Here is an 18,606-nt window from a genome sequence, read left to right as displayed (position 1 = left end):
TATTCAAGCCAAATTCATTTTATTTTCGCTACTATTAATGCCTATTTAAAATTAAAGGTATTATATGTCTGTATTAGACAATGTCGACGCTGCCACAAATCTGGCAAAAAATAATGAATTACAACTGTTGGTCTTTAGGGTAAGTGAGAAGAGAGACTCAGCTTTTTATGCTATCAATATCTTTAAAACCCGAGAAGTGGTCGAATCTAAAAATCATTTTTTGACACAGATACCCTCTGCTCATCCCTTGTTTGAAGGGACAATCGTTCTTCGAAACCTGCAAATACCCATTTTAAATCTTCCTGCATGGCTGGATGTGACATTAAATGAAAATGAAATTTCTCATTCCAAAATTTTAATTTGTGACTTTAACGGTATTATTATAGGACTGAGAATTATGTCCGCCTACAGAGTGATCAAAAAGAACTGGAATGAGATGCACGCACCGGACAGTTACAGACTCAAAGAAGACGGTGTAGTCATGAATGACACAAGGCTTGAAGATGGAAGTCTCTGTCTTATCCTGGACTATGAAAAACTTCTTGCTGATGTCTTACCGCAGGCACTTGTAAATGTAGACAAAGATATAGAATTTTTAAAAGATATTGTCATTCCCGATAAGCTGAAATACGGAACCGTCCTCATCGCAGAAGATTCAAAAACAGCACAGCGACACCTTATACAGCTTTTTCAAAAAGCAAACATCAATATCAAACTTTTTGACAATGGTAAAAAACTGATTGACTACATTAAAACGCTCGGTGAATCTGTAAAAGAGATACCGGCAATAATTACAGATATTGAAATGCCGGAAATGTCCGGTTTTACCGTCATTCAAAATTTAAAAGCCAATCTGCTCACAAGAGATATTCCTGTAATTGTCAACAGCTCAATGACAGGAGACAATAACAAAAGAGAAGCAGAAGATTTAGGCGCAAGCGGTTTTATAGATAAAACAAAAAGTCATAATGTCATCCCTTTGATTGTTTCGGTAATGGAATCATAAAAACAGTACAAGTTTTTCAGTTAGTCTTTTCTCTTAAATCTAGCATAAAACAAACTCCATCATCCCTGTTTTTAACAGTAAGTTTTCCGTTGTGATGTTCTTCAACAATTATTTTAGACATATAGAGTCCAAGTCCTGTACCATTTTTTTCACTCTTAGTAGAAAAATAAGGGTCAAAAATATTTTGTAGGATATTTTCTGAAATTCCCCCTCCATTATCACAGATTGAGAGTACTTTATTATTAACTGTTATATCAATACAAGGGTTTGAAATATTTTTTTCCCGAAAATTATCCTGTGCATTTTTTAAAATATTTAGAATAACCTGCATAATTTCGCTGTCATACATTTTTATTTTTTCTAAACGAATATAATTAAAAGTCACTTGAATATTATTATTTTTCAAAGATGCAAGAATGATATTTAATGATTTATCAATAACTTCTTCAAACGTGCATAAAATTGACTGCTTGTTTGGTTTATAAAAATTTCTGAAATCATCAATGGTATTTGTCAGGTTTTGAACAAGATTTTCAATAACATTTAGCTGTTGTAAAAAATAATTTTGACACGCTTCCTGCTCTTGTAAATTATTCAGATTATAAGATTCCAGCTCTATTTTCATAGATAAGTTAACAGATGTACTGGCAATGGCACCAAGAGGCTGTCTCCACTGATGTGCAATCATTGAGATCATCTCTCCCATTTGTGCCAAACGGGATTGTTGTTGGAGTTGCTGATCCTGTTTTCTGTTTTTCGCTACTTCTTGTTGAATCCGCTCTTCGAGTGTTTTGTTTAACTCTCTGAGTTTCTTCTCCTGCTGGACCCTTTGTGTAATATCTTCTATAATAAAAATCGTCCCGTCAAGCATCGCTCTCATTTTTATATTCAAAATTTTATCTTTAAAAGAAAACTGTTCTATATCAACGCTTAGTTGATTTTTCTGAATCATTTTCTCCACATAGATATCAATAATTTCCGGAACCTCAAAAAAAAGTTTTTTGTAATCTTTATCTATATAATTATGTAAATTTTCTTCGTTGATTTCTAAAATTTCTAATATATTACTGTTGAGCATACTAATTTCTGAATTTTCTGAAACAGTAAGAATCCCGTAGGGAATATTTGTAATGATGCCACTTAAATATTGATGCAGGGCGAGGGACTGCTTAGTTTCTGACATTGTTCTCTTCCCTCTTTACAGCTATTATCGTTGAAGCATCATCAAGATTATATTTATTGAAAATATCTGTTGCCAACTCTAAAGTTGATAAATTACAGACCTCTTTATTTAAAAAATCATTATACTCAATACCGTCACTTGCCAGTACAATACAAAACTGCTCAGGAAGCAACTCTTGTTGTACTGATAAATCTTCAGGCAATTTCAGGCAGGAAGCTTGCGTATATGCTTGAAATTTCATCTCAGGATAAGAGAGAATAAAACCATTTCCCAAAATCAGATATTCAAGTTTATCAGGCAACAAACGCAACAGCACAAGAGTGATATCTTCAAAAGCATCATTATTCGAAAGCATAAGGTTGATATACCTTACAATGTCTTTTAAAGGCAACCGGTACTCTTCCAACAGAAGTCCTTTTACACTTTGTACGGTTTTATATGCCGACAGATCATCTCCTTTGCCTTCAATAATAGCAAATAAACTTTTATCTCCATCATAATGTTTAATAAAATATGCATCACTGTTAAACTGACTTGCCTCTTTTTTTACAGAAACTGGAGAGTATTCATATGTAGGTTCATCAATATATTTTCTAAGAATAATTGATGTTCCGCTTGTATCACTTTTTTCAATCAAAAACTCATCAACCGATCTTTTTGCAGCACCAAGCCCAAATCCCAGACTGTCTTTTGCAGAAGAGTTACCATCTTGTAAGGAGTGTTGAATATTTTTTATACCTTTGCCTTTGTCTTCAATATAAACTTCCAGCCCTTTGTTGTTTTGTGTATATCTGCAACTTACTTTGACATCCTTTGCATAGCGAATACTATTAATAACAATCTCTGTAACTGCAATTGAAAACATGCCTGCATCAAACTGGGAAAAACCAAACTCTTTCGCTATTTCGTTTATTTGTCTTGCACACTGATAGGCTTCAATCTCATCTAAAATATGGAAAACAAGTGACATAATACAACTATTTTTCTGTTTTTATAAGTTCATACCCTGTAACTTTAAAACTCACAAGCAGTGCATCTTGCAAATTTCTGATTATCTGTATTCCGCTAAACTGAATATCTGTTTTTACCATCTTCTCTGCCAACTCTGCTTTAATACCGCATATAATAGGTTCAATACCCATCAGTTTAAGTATATTTCCCAATCTGTTTATATATCCGGCAACTGCTGTATCAATTGCATCAACATTGTATAAATCTAATATTACGCATACAATTTTGTCTGATTCACTGATTTTGGTTATTTTTTTTGAGACATCTTCTATACGAGCTGAATCCAACAGTCCAAATAAGCTTACATAAATACACTCATCTGTTAATTTGTTTGCAACCATAGAAGTTTCAAGTCCGATTTGCTTCTTGCTTAGTGCCATTTTTTTATCCATTTTTTTCTCCTAAATTATTTTTTCATTTGGTTCATAAAAATAAAAACCTTGATAATCATCCACCTGAAAAGATTTTAATATTTCAAAAATCTTTTTAGAGTGTACAAATTCAGCAATTACTTTTATATTGAGTTTATGAGAAAACTCCACTATCGCTTCTACAAGAATAAAAGATTTTTCATTTTTGTCAATATCTTTTATAAGCGAACCATCTATTTTAATATAGTCTGGTGCTATGTTTAAAATATTTTCAAAATTTGAAAATCCGCTGCCAAAATCATCAATGGCAAATTTTACACCATATTTCCTAAAACGATTAATAAATATTTTTATATCATCAAAATTTTCCATACTCTGACTCTCAGTAATCTCCATAACAACCAATGAACCGACATCAGGATTCTTTCGAATATAATCCTCAATCTCATCGATAAAAAGTTTGTTTTTAATATCATTGACTGTAAAATTAATGCCAATAGGTGTTTGTATCTCTTTTATCTTTTTCAGACTCGTAAATATTACATACGAAGAGAGTTGCGGGTAGAGTCCTGTTTTTATTGCAATATCCAAAAAAAAGTAAGGAGAGATCAGCGTGCCATCCTCATCACGAAGTCGCATGAGTGCTTCATATTTGACTACTTTTTCTTCCTGATTGACGATACCTTGGTAAACTGTAACAATATCATTATTCTCAATTGCATTTTTAATCTTATCTTTCCAGATAAGAATATCCTGTTTTGCAGATCGGTTATCAATAGTATTGGAATACATCATATACTGTTTTTTATGTTTTTTAGCATACTCCAATGCAATTGTTGCATATTCGTACGAATTATATTGTGAAGTTGATATACCTACAGTAACTTCTATGGAAATTATGTCCTGCTCAGTTACAACCCGAAAAGATGCAAACTCTCTGAAGAAGTCTTGTAGAAAAATTTCATATTTTTCAAAGTCAATATATTCACAGTCATCCAAAACAACAAACTCATCTGCAGAAATTCTATAGGTTTTATAGTTTTTACCTGCAGTAAAATGTTGTAAAAAATGCGCAAACTCTTGTAATACAAAAGAACCTGTCTCTGCGCCATAAATTTCATTAATAGATTTAAATCCATTGATATCTATAATAAAAATAATTGGTACCGTAATTTTTTTTAAATCTTCAAACAAAGCATAGCGGTTGCACAAACCGGTTAAATCATCAAAATATAGCTTATGCCTCAACTCCTGCGTTTGTTTTTTAATTTCTCTTTCAAGGTGTTCTTGATAATTTTTAGCAAGTGTCTCCAGGTGAATCTTTTCCAATGCTTTTTTTAAAACTGTAAGAAACTGTTGATAGATAAGCGGTTTTATAATAAATCCGTCAATCCCAAGCTGAATCGCTCGTAAAATATATTCTGCATCATTATAGGCAGATAAAATGAAGATTGGAATTTTTGTATCTTGTTGGCGAATTTGTTCTATCATATCAAGACCATTCATTACAGGCATATTTATATCTGTGATAATTATATGAAATTTTTCATTTTTAAATTTTTCTATTCCCTCCTGACCGTTTGTAACGACTGTAATATGGGTAAAGATATTTTTCAACATCTCAAATGTGCTTGTTCGCGCATCTAAATCATCTTCGACAAAAAGCAAGTGAAGTTCTTTGGCGTAATTTTTCAACTCCTGCAGTGGCACTGTTTTACTCCTCTATCATTAAATCAAGTAAATTAAAAAGCTCATTACTTGCATTTTCCATAACAGTAAAGTTTTTGATAATCTCTTCTGTGTTTTCAGGGAAAAGAGCTGTTTTACTCTCGGCAAACTTCATGTTTTTTATGGCAGAGTCATGAACTGCTTTGTGGTGGGCATCAAGTTTGTTATACACTTTTGTTTTGCCAAACTGCTTTTTACCGTCATTAAGATACCATTTTCCAAAACGGCATGAAAGATGATCTGCTAACGGTTCCGAAATATTCTGACTTAAGAGTGTCGAATACGCTTTTGATTTAAAGACTATATGATCAATTTTTGCAACGGATACAAGGAAAATATTGTTAATATGATTTGCATTATCGGCAGTTTCTTTTGCTGATTTGTTAAAACTTTTCAGTGTCGTATATAAACTCTCCAGATATTTTTGAGACTCTTTTGCTAATTCATACATTGTCTCAGACTCTTCCGATATTTCATTGGTTTCTTGTTTTAGAGTTGAAATAGTCATAGATATCTCTGTCGTAGCTTTTTGTGTTCTTTCTGCCAGTTTTCTTACTTCATCGGCAACAACGGCAAAACCTCTGCCGTGTTCACCGGCACGTGCGGCTTCTATCGCAGCATTGAGCGCAAGCAGGTTTGTCTGTTCTGCTATATCTTGAATCAATTCAACAATGGTAGAAATTTCTAATGACTGTTGATTGAGGGCATCAATCCCTTTTACTGTTTCATTTATGCTTTCGTCAAGTTTTTCAAAATTATTTTGAACAGATTCTATTGATTGAATGCTGTCCTGCGATGCTTTGCTGGTATCTTTTGATGTTTGTAAAATTGTCTTGGATATCTCATTACCAAACTCTATATCTTTTTTCACCTGTAAAACACCGCCAACACTGCCGCCTCCGATTTCATTAAATTTTTTCGAAAGATTTCCCTGTGTTCTTAACTGTATTCCTGACTTAATACCCTCTAATGATTTGTTAATCGGCTCAACTGAACGGGCAAATATACCTTTAAATCCATCTTGAAACATCACTATACTCTTATTACCATTAGTTGCAAGCTTTATAGCAGTTTCACTGTCACGCATGAATGCCTCAACCTGGTCTAATAAATTATTGTAATTCCATGCCATATTATAGTATTTGGAATCTTCCGGAATATTGGTAACTCTTTTTTCAAGGTTGCCGTTTGCCGCGTCTGCCATGACACTGTTTATCTGATCCAGTAGTGCTTCATCACTTTTTCTTTTTTTATTTTTGAAGATTGAGAATAAATTCATCGTAGTTTTTCCCTTCTTGTTGTAATTGTTTTTCCAATATTTTCAATGAAGCATCCATTCCGCCACTCGCTTCAGCTTGACGTAACTCTCTATAGAGTTTTTCAATTATATGTATACCTCTTGCAGAGGGAGCTCTTCTAACCGAATAGTAGCCTACAATATTTCCATGGACATCTAAAGATGCAGTAACATTTGCAAAAACCCAATAATAATCTCCGTTCTTTGTAAGGTTTTTCACATAAGCATTGATATACTTTTTGACTTGAATACGATCCCACAAAAGTTTAAAAATGACACGCGGCATATCGGGATGACGCAAAATATTATGCGGGGCATTGAGTAACTCTTTTTCTGAATAACCCGATATTGAGATAAAATATAAATTACCATAAGTAATCCGCCCCTTCGTATCTGTTTTTGAGACAATAAGCTCATCTTGCTTCATTTGTATTTCCATAAAATATCCTAGTAAAATTCTATTAGAAAAATTATATTATTTAGAAGTGTCAAGAAGGTGTCAAAAACTAGATACTCAGAGAATAACCTAAATCTTTGTGTGTTTGTATTAAGGATGAAGGGATTTTTTTTCTAAGGCGCTTAATAAAGCTTTTTATAGAATCTTCCGAAAACTCTTTCGTGTCTTCAAAAAGATAAAGGTGTAGATCAATAGCAGAAAAAACAGTATTAGGATAGCTTAAAAACAGATCTAAAAGTTTAGTTTCATTGGCACTCAATATAATTTCTTTCCCTTCCAAAAAAAGTTTTTTCAACTCTCTATTCCATAAAAATCCATCTTGAAAGGGGAGAATTGTTTCATATTCCTCTTTATAAAAAAGAGATACAGTCGTTAAAATATTCAACAGTTCTTGACGCTTAATAGGTTTTTGCAAAAACCCTATAACAGCTCCAGTATTAATAAGTTCAATAAAATAGCTTGTTTCATTATAAGCAGATATAACGATAAATTTTTGTTCTATATTTATAGATAATATTTCTTTTGTAAGTTCTATGCCGTTTAAGTGTGGCATCAAAATATCTGTGATTACAAGATCGATATTCGCAAGATTGTTCTTATATGCCGCTAAAGCTTCCCTCCCGTCAGATGCAGTATATACATGAGAGAAAAAATTTTTCAATAAAGCAGTTGTACTTTTTCTCATCTCCAGGTCATCTTCCGCATATAAAACAGTAAGTTTTTTTGTTGTAGATAATAATTCTGTATTTGTCACCTGTTCGCCTGATTTAATTAGTTACAATTTATTATATTTTTATTCTATATAGTGAATATTCAAAAATGTAATTGTTCGATACAATTATGCGAATATTATTTGATATGTCAGCCAAACTTCATACTTATGCATAAATATTTTCAGCTGTTGTTTCAAGTTGTAACAGCAGTATTGGGGTTTAAGATAGTAGAAATTGAGAAGGAAGTGTATTCATAGTGCGGGAAGAGGAGATAACGACGCAATTGCGCCGCTATTTGAATTTCGTGCCGATTAATTACTGAAAAAGTGAAATAAGCACACCAGCTGCTACTGCTGAACCGATAACTCCTGCCACATTCGGACCCATTGCATGCATTAAAAGCATGTTTGTACGGTCATATTCCATACCGACCTTATTTGACACACGTGCCGCCATCGGAACGGCAGAAACACCTGCTGAACCGATTAACGGATTGATTTTGTGCCCAGGGAAAAGGTTCATAAATTTCGCCATCAATACACCTGCTGCAGTTCCTACAGAAAATGCAATAATTCCTAAAACCATAATAAACAAAGTTTCAGGTACAAGGAACTGATCGGCTGCAAGCTTCGAACCGACACCAAGTCCCAAGAAAATAGTTGTAATATTGATAAGGGCATTTTGTAATGTATCATTCAAACGTTCAACAACACCTGATTCTTTTAAGAAATTACCGAACATAAATGCACCGATAAGCGGTGTAGATTCCGGTAAAACCAAAATTGCCAGCATCAAAACAAGAATCGGGAAAACAAGTTTTTCCAAACGGGAAACATGACGAAGTGTCGTCATCTTGATCTTTCTCTCTTTTTCGCTTGTCAGTGCTTTCATAATAGGAGGCTGAATAATAGGCACCATCGCCATATAACTGTATGATGCAACAGCAATAGCTCCCAAAAGTTCCGGTGCAAGTTTCGTTGCGATAAAGATGGATGTAGGACCATCCGCCCCGCCGATAATCGAAATTGCAGAAGCCTGCTGCAGAGTAAAATCAACAAAGCCGTAATGTGCAAGCGCAACAGCACCCACAAGTGTTCCAAAAATACCAAACTGAGCCGCTCCGCCAAGCAGTGCTGTTTTAGGGTTTGACAACAGTGGACCAAAATCAGTCATTGCCCCGACACCCATAAAGATGATAATAGGAAAAAGCTCATTTGAAAGTCCCATATTGTAAATTACACCAAGGAAACCATGCTCTCCTGCAATACCGGCTATAGGAATATTTGCCAGCAGTCCGCCAAAGGCAATTGGCAAGAGTAACAATGGTTCAAACCCTTTTGCAATTCCAAGATAAAAAAGCAAAAAGACGATAAGAATCATAATCACACGGCCCAGACCTTTATGAAAATCACTCATTTTTTGCCCTGTTGCACTCATCTCATCATCTCTTGGGCTTACAAGAGCGACAATTCCTGTTGATTTAAGAAAATTTACTATCATTTCACCCATTGGTTTTGGATGATAGTTTTCTTCTTTATGTGTTGATTGTGCTTCTTGAGCAACTGTTGCATGCTCTGATGCCATTGCATTTGAAAATGCAAAGAGCATTATAAGAGCTAAAAACTTAAGTACAATTTTTTTCATTCGCTTATCCTAATACTGCTACGACTTGACCTTCTACAACTTTATCGTTTGTAGCTACATTAATAGACTTAATAACACCACCGCGAGGCGCCACAACATCTATTTCCATTTTCATAGATTCTAAAATCATGATTACGTCACCTTCGTTAACACTTTGACCCGGATTTGCGACAATTTTCCAAACATTACCCGGAAGAAGTGCTTTGATTTCTACATCATTTCCTGACACAGCAGGTGCTGCCGAAGTTGTTGATGGAGCAGTGCTCTCACCATTTACTGCTGTTACCTGAATATCTGCATCACCCTCTGCTACTTGAACACTAAACTTTTGACCATCTACTACTACTGTATAATTTCCGCTACCCATTGAACTTCCTTCACAATCTTTTTCTGTTTCTTTTTTCATTTCTGATATTTTACGAACGTTTAACTCACCTTCACCTTTAAGGAAAGTGATTCCTTTTTCCTGACATGCAGCCGCTATAAAAATATTTTCTTCTGTTATTTCTATACCTTCTTCTTTAAGTCTGTTAATCCAGTTCTCTAAAGATTTTGCAGGATCCGCATCTGCCAAATCAAGTGCTTTTTTTGTTGTCGGCTCAAGTTTTAACTGCTCTGAAGCAATTTTAACAATTTCCGGATCCGGTTCAACCGGAGTTTTTCCGAAGTATCCTAAAACCATTTTTCCGTAACCAGGGGCAATGGCTTTCCATGGTCCCTGCATTACATTGTTAAGCGCCTGTTGGAAATAAAACTGAGAAACCGGCGTTACCGATGTACCGTAACCGCCTTTTTCTACTACTTCCTGCATTGCCGCGATAACATCCGGGAATTTATCCATGATGCCGTTGTCGCGCATCATTTGCGTATTTGCAGTCAAAGCACCGCCAGGCATTGGTGAAAATGGAATAATCGGAGAAACCATTGTCGCTTCAGGAGGCATAAAATAATCACTCAGACATGACTGTAACTCTTTCTCATAAGTAAGAATTTTACCAAGTTCAAGTCCGCCAAGGTCATAATTCATTCCCTTTGTTGCATGAAGCATTGTCAAAATATCAGGCTGAGATGTTCCACCGCTTACAGGAGAAGCCGCCATATCTATACCGTCAACACCCGCCTCAAGCGCAGCCATATAAGCAGCTACAGAAACACCGGCAGTCTCATGTGTATGCAGACGTATGTGTGTATCTTCTCCTAAAAGTTTTCTTGCCATTGTAATGGTCTCAAAAACTTTTTGAGGATTTGATGTCCCGCTTGCATCTTTAAAACAGATACTGTCAAACGGAAGACCGCTGTCCAGAATATCACGAAGTGTTTTTTCATAAAACTCGACATTATGAGCACCGTGACATCCCGGTGGCAAGTCCATCATAGTGACAACCGCTTCATGTTTCAAGCCGTGATGTTTGATTCTTTCAGCAGAATACTTCAGGTTTTCCACATCATTGAGTGCATCAAAGTTACGGATTGTCGTTGTTCCGTGTTTTTTAAACATTTTTGCATGCAGGTCTATCAGTTCTTTTGAACCGGTATCCAGCATTACAGTATTTACTCCGCGGGCAAGTGTCTGCAAATTTGCATCCGGACCTACAATTTTACGGAACTTGTCCATCATTTCAAATGCATCTTCTCTCAAATAAAAGTATAACGATTGAAATCTTGCTCCCCCACCAAATTCAAAGTGGTTAATCCCTGCCATTTTTGCGGCTTCTACTGCCGGAAAAAAATCTTCCATCAATACACGCCCGCCAAATACTGACTGGAAACCATCCCTGAAAGTTGTATCCATTACATCTATAAATTTCTTAGCCATTATAATCCTTAACCTTGTTTATGGTGTGCAATTGCAGCTGTTATTGCTGCAATTATCTTTTTTTTGTCTTGTTGTTGCTGTGTTGCATTCCCAGAAACAGTCTCTTCAGCTGCCTGTGGTTCAGGAAAAAATTTATGTATTATCAATGACATCAGATTGACTGAAAGAATCATTATAATTAGAAATACGAACACTGTTCCCATTCCTAAAAACATAAATTTAACTCCCTCCATAATGAGGTTTGCTTCCATAAAATTACCCTTTATTCATAATTTGTGGGCTTAGTATAGTATAAAGATGTTTAAATAAAGTTGTTGAAAAAACTTTATTTTTAAATTACTGCACAATTGTTACTTTTTGGTGACTTAATTTCATCACTTAAACTAAACACTAATTGTTTTTAGCTAAAATGTTTTTGACAGATAAAATATTAGGATGTTTTTCAGATGATAGCAGGTATGTACGAACAGAACTTCATGGCTTATATAATTTTTGGTCTTATCTTGAATTTTGTATTTTCAATTATGTTTGGAATATATTTAAGTAACAATATCGGCATGAAAGAGATGATAGAATCCAAGGGAGACAAAGAACAGCCATTACTCATACGCTTAAGTCTTTTTATTCCTTATGCAAAAATGCTTGTTACTCTTTACAGAGTTACAATTTTACAGCTCTTTTTTCTCAACAAAGGATATACACATAAAGAGTTTTGGATTTATATGACGAATGAGCAAAAAGAAAACTCCTAAAGGAACAATATGAAAGATTTTAAGCTTAAACTTGTCCTTACTGCTTTAAGCGCAATTGTTTTCTCATTTATATTTATACTTTTGGCATTTGCCTTGCCCATACACAAAAAAGAAGAAAAAATATCCATCAAGCCAAAAGGGAAACTTGAACAGATTTCTCATTCCTTAAAAAACAGATAACTGTCTTGGAGACGCTCTTTATTTATAAAGAACTTTTCACTTCAATAAGCTTGAGTGTATCATAAGCACACTTTGGACTCAGTTTGATGGCGCAAACCTTTAAAGCCTCCAGACAGGCAAGCAAATAGTCCAGGTTGTCTTTTTTCATTAATTCATAAAGAAGTATTTCTGCATCTTTTATGCGTAAATTTCTTGCGACACCGAGATTTTTATGTGCCAATTCTCTCAATGGGGTGTAATCCAAATTGTCATGATTGTCCTGTGAATCCTGAAGTGCAGCCAAATAACTCTCAAACTGCACAATTGCCTTGATTACCTGAGCAACATAATCATCAACCAGTTGAGAGACCAACTCTGTGTCTAATCCTAATTCGTGTACGGCAATCGAAATATCATACCGGTAACCGTCAATTTCCAAATCACGCAATACACCTGTTCCCAGTAAAGTGCATACCCGTTTGGCTTCATGCAGCAGTTGATCAACAGATTGTCTGTCCGATGGTTTTAAAAAGAATTTTAATTTTTTTAACATAATCATAAGATATCATATAATTTGTGTGAAACAGATAAAAAAGAAAAATAAAAGAAGAGAGTTTGGAGGAGTGCTACGATTGCACTCATCCAAAAAAGTTATAATGCTTTTGCTATAATTCTGTTGAGTCTCATTGCAAAATCTGCAGTATCATCAAGTTCTCTGCCATCAAAGAGTTTTGCCTGATCAAACAATACATGCGCTGCATCTTCAATCAGATTCTGATCACTCGAATCTTTTAATTTTGCAATCAATTCATGTTTAGGATTGATTTGTAAAATAGGTGCCGGCTCAGGCACTTCACCGCCCTGTCCCATCTGTTTCATCATCTGTGCCATCATGTAAGAAGGGTCTTCTTTGTCTGTTTTTAAAGCAACAGGAGATTCTGTCAACTCCGTTGTCACTTCAACTTCTTTTATAGCTTCACCCAGTGTCTCTTTAAACTCTTTTGCAAGGCCTTCAAACTCTTTTTCAAGTTCTTCTTTTGCTTTTTTCTCTTCTTCACTCTCTTCAAATTTCGCATCTGATGCAGGAATAAGTTTATACTCTTTATATTCTGTCACCATCGGGAAAATGATAGTATCTACCTCTTCATTTAAGAGAAGCACATCGATACCGCGTGCCTTGAATTTTTCGAGCACAGGAGAGTGTTTGAGCATGTCAACAGAGCCTTTGTTCGCAAGATAATAAATCTCTTTTTTGTCTTCATCGACATTTTTCACAAACTCTTCGATAGTCGTCATTTCATCAGAATTCAACGTATGGAATTTGAGTAATTCTAAAATCTTTTCTCTGTTGGCAAAATCATTGTAAAGTCCTTCTTTAAGTACATTTCCAAACTCTTTATAGAATGTGTCATATTTTTCAGGCTCTTTTTTCATCATTTTAGCAAGTTCGGAAAGCACTTTTTTCACCGAAGCGTTTTTGATTTTTGCCATCACCGGATTTGACTGTAAAATTTCACGACTTACATTTAACGGTAAATCTTTTGAATCAATTACGCCGCGTAAGAAACGCAGGTATGTAGGCATTAACTCTTTGTCATCATCTGTAATAAAGACACGGTTAATATAGAGTTTGATACCAGGCTGATAATCAACTCTGTAAATATCCATCGGTGCCTTGCTTGGGATGTAAAAGAGTGTCGTGTACTCTATAGCACCCTCTGCTTTATGATGCATCCATTTTAACGGTTCTTCGTTTGAATGTGCAAGTGTTTCATAAAAAGCTTTATAGTCTTCATCTTTTAATTCACTTTTGGCAATCGTCCAGAGTGCATTTGCAGAGTTAATTTGTACATTTTCTATTTCAGTACGTGCAGGCTCTGTCTCTTTGCCCTCATCATCGGTAACAGCCGGAATATGCTTCTCTTTGTCCATAAAAATCGGGAACGGAATATGGTTGGAGTATTTTTTCACAACAGCCTCTATGCGATATTCTTCCAAAAACTCCTCTTCACCCTCTTTTAAATGAAGAATAATTTCTGTTCCGTGTCCCTCTTTTGTTGCTGCTTCTACTTCAAATTCGCCGTTTCCGGTACTCGTCCATTTGTAAGCCTGATCTTCTCCTGCTTTTTTCGTGATGACCTCAATGCTGTCAGCCACCATAAATGCAGCATAAAAACCGACACCAAACTGACCAATCAGGTTAGAATCTACTTTTTGATCCCCTGTCAGATTTTCCAAGAATGCTTTTGTTCCTGATTTTGCAATTGTTCCGAGATTATTCAAAAGATCTACTTCGTTCATACCGATTCCGGTATCTGAAACAGTCAAAGTTTTTTTCTCTTTGTCTCTTTTAATATCTATTCTCGGATCAAACTTTATGCCTTTGTATGCTTCATTTGTTAAAACGAGCATATTCAGCTTGTCAAGTGCATCCGATGCATTGGAAATAAGTTCACGAAGGAAAATCTCCTTGTTGGAATAAAGTGAATGAATCATAAGTTGTAAAATCTGATTTGCTTCTGTTTGAAATTGATGTTTAGCCATAATAGTAATCCTTTTTTAAAATTTGACAGTATTTTACCAAAAAAAGTTAATAGTTGCAAGTTTTATCAATATTCTTTAGTCATTTTAACTCAAGTTTATAATATTTTTATTTTGCTATAATAACTTTATGAAAAATGATTATATAGATTTAATAGAACCTACTCCTGTTCTAAAGACAAAAAAATGTCAAATCATCGCTTTTTTACTAAAATTTTTATTGCAGTTTACTCCTGTATTTACTGCTCTTATCGTCTGGTACATGTATGATTATTTTATAGCAGGCGCTACTTTGTTGATTACATTTATAGTTGTTGGCATTGTAAGAGCTAAAATGAGAAACAGTGTCATCCCTCTTTCTCAAAGAGAATATCACTATAATGATGAAGGGATAGCAAAATGGTTTACGGCAAAAGAATTATGCCCGAAAGAGAAAGATTAAGTACCTATTAAAGCATTGCGCGAATCATAATTGCATAATGCAGAACAAAAAGATTTAAAAAAAATATGAGCAGGGAAGTTCCGCGTGACAAAATGTTTTGTATTTTCGTTCGCTCTTTCCCGTTTGTGCGAAATGCAATAAAAAAATGAACTATTGTTGCCACGATTATAACAGCTACGATTATGAGTTTTTTGCGTAACTCCTGGACTATAATATTATCATCATGGGTCAAAAGCATATGGTACAAACCATTATCTACAATCATCACAGTACCGGTCAACAGTAAAACAACAATGGAAACCAATTCAAAGTAACCGAAAATAGGCCCTATTACCGGATAAACCTGTTGTTGTTTTTCTTTATCAAGCAGTGTAACACCCAAAATAAACATAAATATGGAACCGCCTATCCAGGCAATGGCAGCAATAAGATGAATATGTATAAATAAACCCAAATAAAATCCTTTAAATGAGTCCGTATAATATTATAATTTAAATAACGAAGTCTTGATATACAACAATATTTTTTAAATTATTCTCTAAAGCATCTTCCAATCTGCAAAACAGTTCATATATCATATTTGCATAATCTTTTGCTTCATATTCTTTAGAGTGAATTGTACTTATATAATAGTCATTATTTGAGTTTAGATGCAAGAGATTGTAGTTTATGTTTTCGGCGGCTTTGATATAATGTTCCTCATCCACAGAATCCTGAATGATACAATGAAGTTTATCATTTAAGGTAATAAATTTATCGGTACTTCTTAATCTCTTTTTTAATTCGTTAAAATCTATTGCAATTTTACATTCACAATATATTGCAATGAAGGAAAACTCACTGCCATATCGCTCTTTTCTGTAAAAGAACTCTTTTCCTTCTTCTTTAAGAACTTCCATATACTGATGTTCATTTTTTCTTATTTCTGCTATTACCTGTAACATGATTCTACTCCTATGACATACAAGATTATAATCTATTAAAATAAATAAGCCCTTATTAATGACCAAAATGCTATTATCTCTATTAAAAAGTAAACTATATTATGGCATTAATTGATCTACAAAAAATCAGCAAACACTATTCGGCACAAAAAATTCTCACTGAGGTTGACTTTCATGTGGATGCAGGTGAGCGTATAGTCATCATCGGAAAAAACGGCAGTGGAAAATCCACCTTGATGAAAATACTCAACGGGACACTCATACCTGATGGCGGACGCCGTATCATCAAAAATGATTTGGAAATCAAAATGCTGGATCAGCGTCCGGCATTTGAAGAAGGCCACACTGTCCGTCAGGCAGTTGAAGCAGGTCTGAAAGAGCTCAATGCCGCAAAAGAACGCTATAATGAACTCTCACTGCTTTTAAGTGAAGATTTTGAAAACAAACTGCTTTTGGAAGAGCATGAAAAGCTCTCTCGCTATATTGAACATCATAATGCCTGGAATCTGGATGATAAAATAGAGCGTATCATTGGGCATTTTCAGCTCAAACCTTATGAAAACAAGCCTGTTATGCTCTTAAGCGGAGGCGAACAGCGGCGTGTGGCACTTGCTTCACTCCTTTTGCAAAAACCGGATGTCCTGCTTCTTGATGAACCGACGAACCACCTTGATGTTTACATGGTTGAATTTTTAGAAGAGCTGATTCTCAAAGAGAAATTCACTCTTGTTTTTATCTCGCATGACCGATATTTCATTGACCGAATTGCGACAAAGAGTGTTGAAGTCGAAGACTGCATTTTGCGTGAATACAAGGGCGGATACAATGACTACCTCACACAAAAAGAGGAGTACCTAAGAACCCTGCAAAAGCAGCATGACAATCTGCTGGGCATTCTAAAAAGAGAAAACGAGTGGTTTGCCAGAGGGGTGCGTGCAAGGCTCAAACGAAACGAAGGGCGCAAAGAGCGTTTGATGCAACTGCGCGAAGAGGCGAAAACAAATCCTGCCAAAATCAGAAAAATGTCTGTAGAACTCCAAAGAGAAACAAAACATTTTAACCGTGACAAAAGCGTCAACAAACAAAAAATGCTTTTTGAAGTCGAAGATCTGTCTCTCAAACTCGGTGACAAAGAGCTGTTACACGGCTTTACAACACGCATACTCCAAAAAGATGTCATCGCCATTGTCGGGCCCAACGGCAGTGGAAAATCAACACTGCTAAAAGCTCTGCTTGGACGCATAGAGCCGACAAGCGGCAAGATAAAACGCGGAGAATTCAAAGTAGGCTATTTTGACCAGCACAGAGAGATGCTTGATGATGACAAAAACCTCATAGAGACTTTTTGTCCGCACGGCGGAGACCGTGTCAATGTACGAGGCAGTGATTTACATGTATACGGCTACCTTAAAAACTTTCTCTTTCCGCGTGAATTTTTAGACAAAAAGATAGGTGTACTCAGCGGCGGCGAGAAAAACCGTGTTGCCCTTGCTCTGCTTTTTACACAGGATGTTGACATCCTCATTTTGGATGAGCCGACCAATGATCTGGATATTCCTACGATTAATATTTTGGAAGAACAGTTGACAAATTTTCCCGGTGCCGTCATTATTGTATCGCATGACAGATATTTTGTTGACAAAATCGCCAAAAAACTCTTTATTTTTAAGCCTGATAAAACCATTGAAGAGTCACATCAGCAATACTCCGAGTATCTGGAGATAGAAAAAGAGCTGCAAGAGCTGAACACTATGGAAAAAGAGGCGACAAAAAAAGAGGAAAAACCGCGTTTACATGTAACGCAAAAACCAAAAACACTCAAACTTACTTTTAAAGAAAAAATAGCCCTGGAAAAACTTCCGGCCGAGATAGAAGAACTAGAAGCAAAAATAGAAGAAAAAAACACCTGTTTATCCGATCCGAAATGTTATGAGGAGACAGGTCTGAGCAAACTTGCCAAAGAGTTGGCAGATATGGAAGCGTTGTATGAGCAAAAAGTTGAAGAGCTTTTAACAATTCAGGAAAAAGAAGAAGAGATTAACAATGGATGAACAAGAGTATAAAGAAAAACGCGCCCAAGAGGTCAGCCAACTCGGAGCCGGACATACAGAGTACAAATATGAATATGCACCCGAGCTTTTAGAAACTTTTGAAAATGTTCATCCTGAAATGGACTACTGGGTGACACTCAATGCAGACGAATTCACATCACTTTGCCCTAAAACAAATCAGCCGGATTTTGGAACACTCATTATCAACTATATTCCTGATGTAAAAATGGTGGAAAGCAAATCACTCAAACTCTATCTTTTTAGTTTTATCAACAGTGGTGAGTTTCATGAAGACGTCGTCAATAAAATAGGCAAAGATTTGGTCGCCTTGATGCAGCCGAAGTATCTTGAAGTTGTAGGTCTGTTTTACCCACGAGGCAATATCAGCATCCATCCGACTTTCAGTTATGCAAATGGTGAAGAAAAGTACAAAGAACTGGAAAAATACAGATTTTTAAACAGAAATCTCAATCCGCTAAGAGTAGGATAAT

The 18,606-nt window shown here is 35.4% G+C and carries 20 protein-coding genes; 6 read left to right on the top strand and 14 right to left on the bottom strand.

Translation table 11 applies throughout. The annotated features are described in order from the left end of the window. Positions 1–64 precede the first annotated feature (64 nt). Positions 65–1,006, top strand: a complete 942-nt coding sequence (locus tag MLC52_RS04615) for a chemotaxis protein (protein WP_151900608.1) — start codon at positions 65–67, stop codon at positions 1,004–1,006. Positions 1,007–1,022: 16 nt separating this feature from the next. Here MLC52_RS04615 and MLC52_RS04610 read toward each other — a convergent pair whose 3' ends face one another. The 10 genes from MLC52_RS04610 to MLC52_RS04565 all read right to left on the bottom strand — a co-directional run bounded on the left by MLC52_RS04610 (position 1,023) and on the right by MLC52_RS04565 (position 11,477). Beyond that, positions 1,023–2,189, bottom strand: coding sequence for a sensor histidine kinase (locus MLC52_RS04610; RefSeq protein ID WP_151900609.1), 1,167 nt, complete (start codon positions 2,187–2,189; stop codon positions 1,023–1,025). Then, the gene (locus MLC52_RS04605) at positions 2,176–3,159 is read right to left on the bottom strand and encodes an ATP-binding protein (protein WP_434581438.1); all 984 of its coding nucleotides are present in this window, start codon (positions 3,157–3,159) and stop codon (positions 2,176–2,178) included. The genes MLC52_RS04610 and MLC52_RS04605 overlap by 14 nt, the downstream gene beginning before the upstream one ends. A gap of 7 nt (positions 3,160–3,166) precedes the next feature. Then, positions 3,167–3,592, bottom strand: a complete 426-nt coding sequence (locus MLC52_RS04600; protein ID WP_151900611.1) for an STAS domain-containing protein — start codon at positions 3,590–3,592, stop codon at positions 3,167–3,169. A gap of 9 nt (positions 3,593–3,601) precedes the next feature. Continuing rightward, on the bottom strand, positions 3,602–5,281 hold the full coding sequence (locus tag MLC52_RS04595) for an EAL domain-containing response regulator (protein ID WP_151900612.1): 1,680 nt from the start codon (positions 5,279–5,281) through the stop codon (positions 3,602–3,604). A 4-nt stretch (positions 5,282–5,285) separates the two neighbouring features. Continuing rightward, the gene (locus tag MLC52_RS04590) at positions 5,286–6,578 is read right to left on the bottom strand and encodes a methyl-accepting chemotaxis protein (protein ID WP_434581437.1); all 1,293 of its coding nucleotides are present in this window, start codon (positions 6,576–6,578) and stop codon (positions 5,286–5,288) included. Next, entirely contained in the window at positions 6,550–7,035 is a 486-nt protein-coding gene (locus tag MLC52_RS04585; protein ID WP_434581436.1) for a PAS domain-containing protein, read from the bottom strand. The genes MLC52_RS04590 and MLC52_RS04585 overlap by 29 nt, the downstream gene beginning before the upstream one ends. 67 nt (positions 7,036–7,102) lie before the next feature. Continuing rightward, positions 7,103–7,807: a response regulator transcription factor gene (locus tag MLC52_RS04580; RefSeq protein WP_346388602.1), complete on the bottom strand. Its 705-nt coding sequence runs from the start codon at positions 7,805–7,807 to the stop codon at positions 7,103–7,105. A 274-nt stretch (positions 7,808–8,081) separates the two neighbouring features. Then, a complete protein-coding gene (locus tag MLC52_RS04575) occupies positions 8,082–9,410 on the bottom strand; it encodes a sodium ion-translocating decarboxylase subunit beta (protein ID WP_346388601.1) in 1,329 nt (442 codons plus the stop codon). A 4-nt stretch (positions 9,411–9,414) separates the two neighbouring features. Further along, entirely contained in the window at positions 9,415–11,226 is a 1,812-nt protein-coding gene (locus MLC52_RS04570; protein WP_151900617.1) for a biotin/lipoyl-containing protein, read from the bottom strand. Between the two features lie 8 nt (positions 11,227–11,234). Then, positions 11,235–11,477: an OadG family protein gene (locus MLC52_RS04565; protein WP_193151606.1), complete on the bottom strand. Its 243-nt coding sequence runs from the start codon at positions 11,475–11,477 to the stop codon at positions 11,235–11,237. A 195-nt stretch (positions 11,478–11,672) separates the two neighbouring features. On the opposite strand from MLC52_RS04565, the gene MLC52_RS04560 reads away from it, so the two are divergent. Both MLC52_RS04560 and MLC52_RS04555 read left to right on the top strand, forming a co-directional pair. Beyond that, positions 11,673–11,978 (top strand): hypothetical protein, encoded by a 306-nt coding sequence (locus MLC52_RS04560; RefSeq protein ID WP_151900619.1) that lies wholly within the window; start codon positions 11,673–11,675, stop codon positions 11,976–11,978. 9 nt (positions 11,979–11,987) lie between these two features. Then, positions 11,988–12,158, top strand: coding sequence for a hypothetical protein (locus MLC52_RS04555; RefSeq protein WP_188109962.1), 171 nt, complete (start codon positions 11,988–11,990; stop codon positions 12,156–12,158). A gap of 22 nt (positions 12,159–12,180) precedes the next feature. Here MLC52_RS04555 and MLC52_RS04550 read toward each other — a convergent pair whose 3' ends face one another. Beyond that, positions 12,181–12,690 carry a hypothetical protein gene (locus MLC52_RS04550; RefSeq protein ID WP_434581435.1) on the bottom strand — a complete coding sequence of 170 codons (510 nt, stop codon included), beginning with the start codon at positions 12,688–12,690 and terminating at the stop codon, positions 12,181–12,183. A gap of 98 nt (positions 12,691–12,788) precedes the next feature. Continuing rightward, positions 12,789–14,681 carry a molecular chaperone HtpG gene (gene htpG / locus MLC52_RS04545; RefSeq protein WP_434581434.1) on the bottom strand — a complete coding sequence of 631 codons (1,893 nt, stop codon included), beginning with the start codon at positions 14,679–14,681 and terminating at the stop codon, positions 12,789–12,791. Positions 14,682–14,808: 127 nt separating this feature from the next. Between htpG and MLC52_RS04540 the strand changes: the two genes are divergently transcribed. Next, entirely contained in the window at positions 14,809–15,120 is a 312-nt protein-coding gene (locus MLC52_RS04540) for a hypothetical protein (protein ID WP_151900622.1), read from the top strand. 7 nt (positions 15,121–15,127) lie between these two features. Here MLC52_RS04540 and MLC52_RS04535 read toward each other — a convergent pair whose 3' ends face one another. Together MLC52_RS04535 and MLC52_RS04530 are read right to left on the bottom strand one after the other, a co-directional pair. Continuing rightward, a complete protein-coding gene (locus MLC52_RS04535; RefSeq protein WP_151900623.1) occupies positions 15,128–15,574 on the bottom strand; it encodes a hypothetical protein in 447 nt (148 codons plus the stop codon). 37 nt (positions 15,575–15,611) lie between these two features. Next, a complete protein-coding gene (locus MLC52_RS04530; protein WP_434581433.1) occupies positions 15,612–16,064 on the bottom strand; it encodes a hypothetical protein in 453 nt (150 codons plus the stop codon). Positions 16,065–16,165: 101 nt separating this feature from the next. On the opposite strand from MLC52_RS04530, the gene MLC52_RS04525 reads away from it, so the two are divergent. Both MLC52_RS04525 and queF read left to right on the top strand, forming a co-directional pair. Beyond that, the gene (locus MLC52_RS04525; RefSeq protein WP_434581432.1) at positions 16,166–18,115 is read left to right on the top strand and encodes an ABC-F family ATP-binding cassette domain-containing protein; all 1,950 of its coding nucleotides are present in this window, start codon (positions 16,166–16,168) and stop codon (positions 18,113–18,115) included. Next, positions 18,108–18,605, top strand: coding sequence for a preQ(1) synthase (queF, locus tag MLC52_RS04520; RefSeq protein ID WP_346388596.1), 498 nt, complete (start codon positions 18,108–18,110; stop codon positions 18,603–18,605). The genes MLC52_RS04525 and queF overlap by 8 nt, the downstream gene beginning before the upstream one ends. Position 18,606: the final 1 nt, after the last annotated feature.

It is taken from the genome of Sulfurimonas sp. NW15 (assembly GCF_051132285.1).
Classification (GTDB): domain Bacteria; phylum Campylobacterota; class Campylobacteria; order Campylobacterales; family Sulfurimonadaceae; genus Sulfurimonas; species Sulfurimonas hydrogeniphila.
Note: the sequence above shows the minus strand (reverse complement) of the source record. Positions and strands in the feature narration are given on the sequence as shown.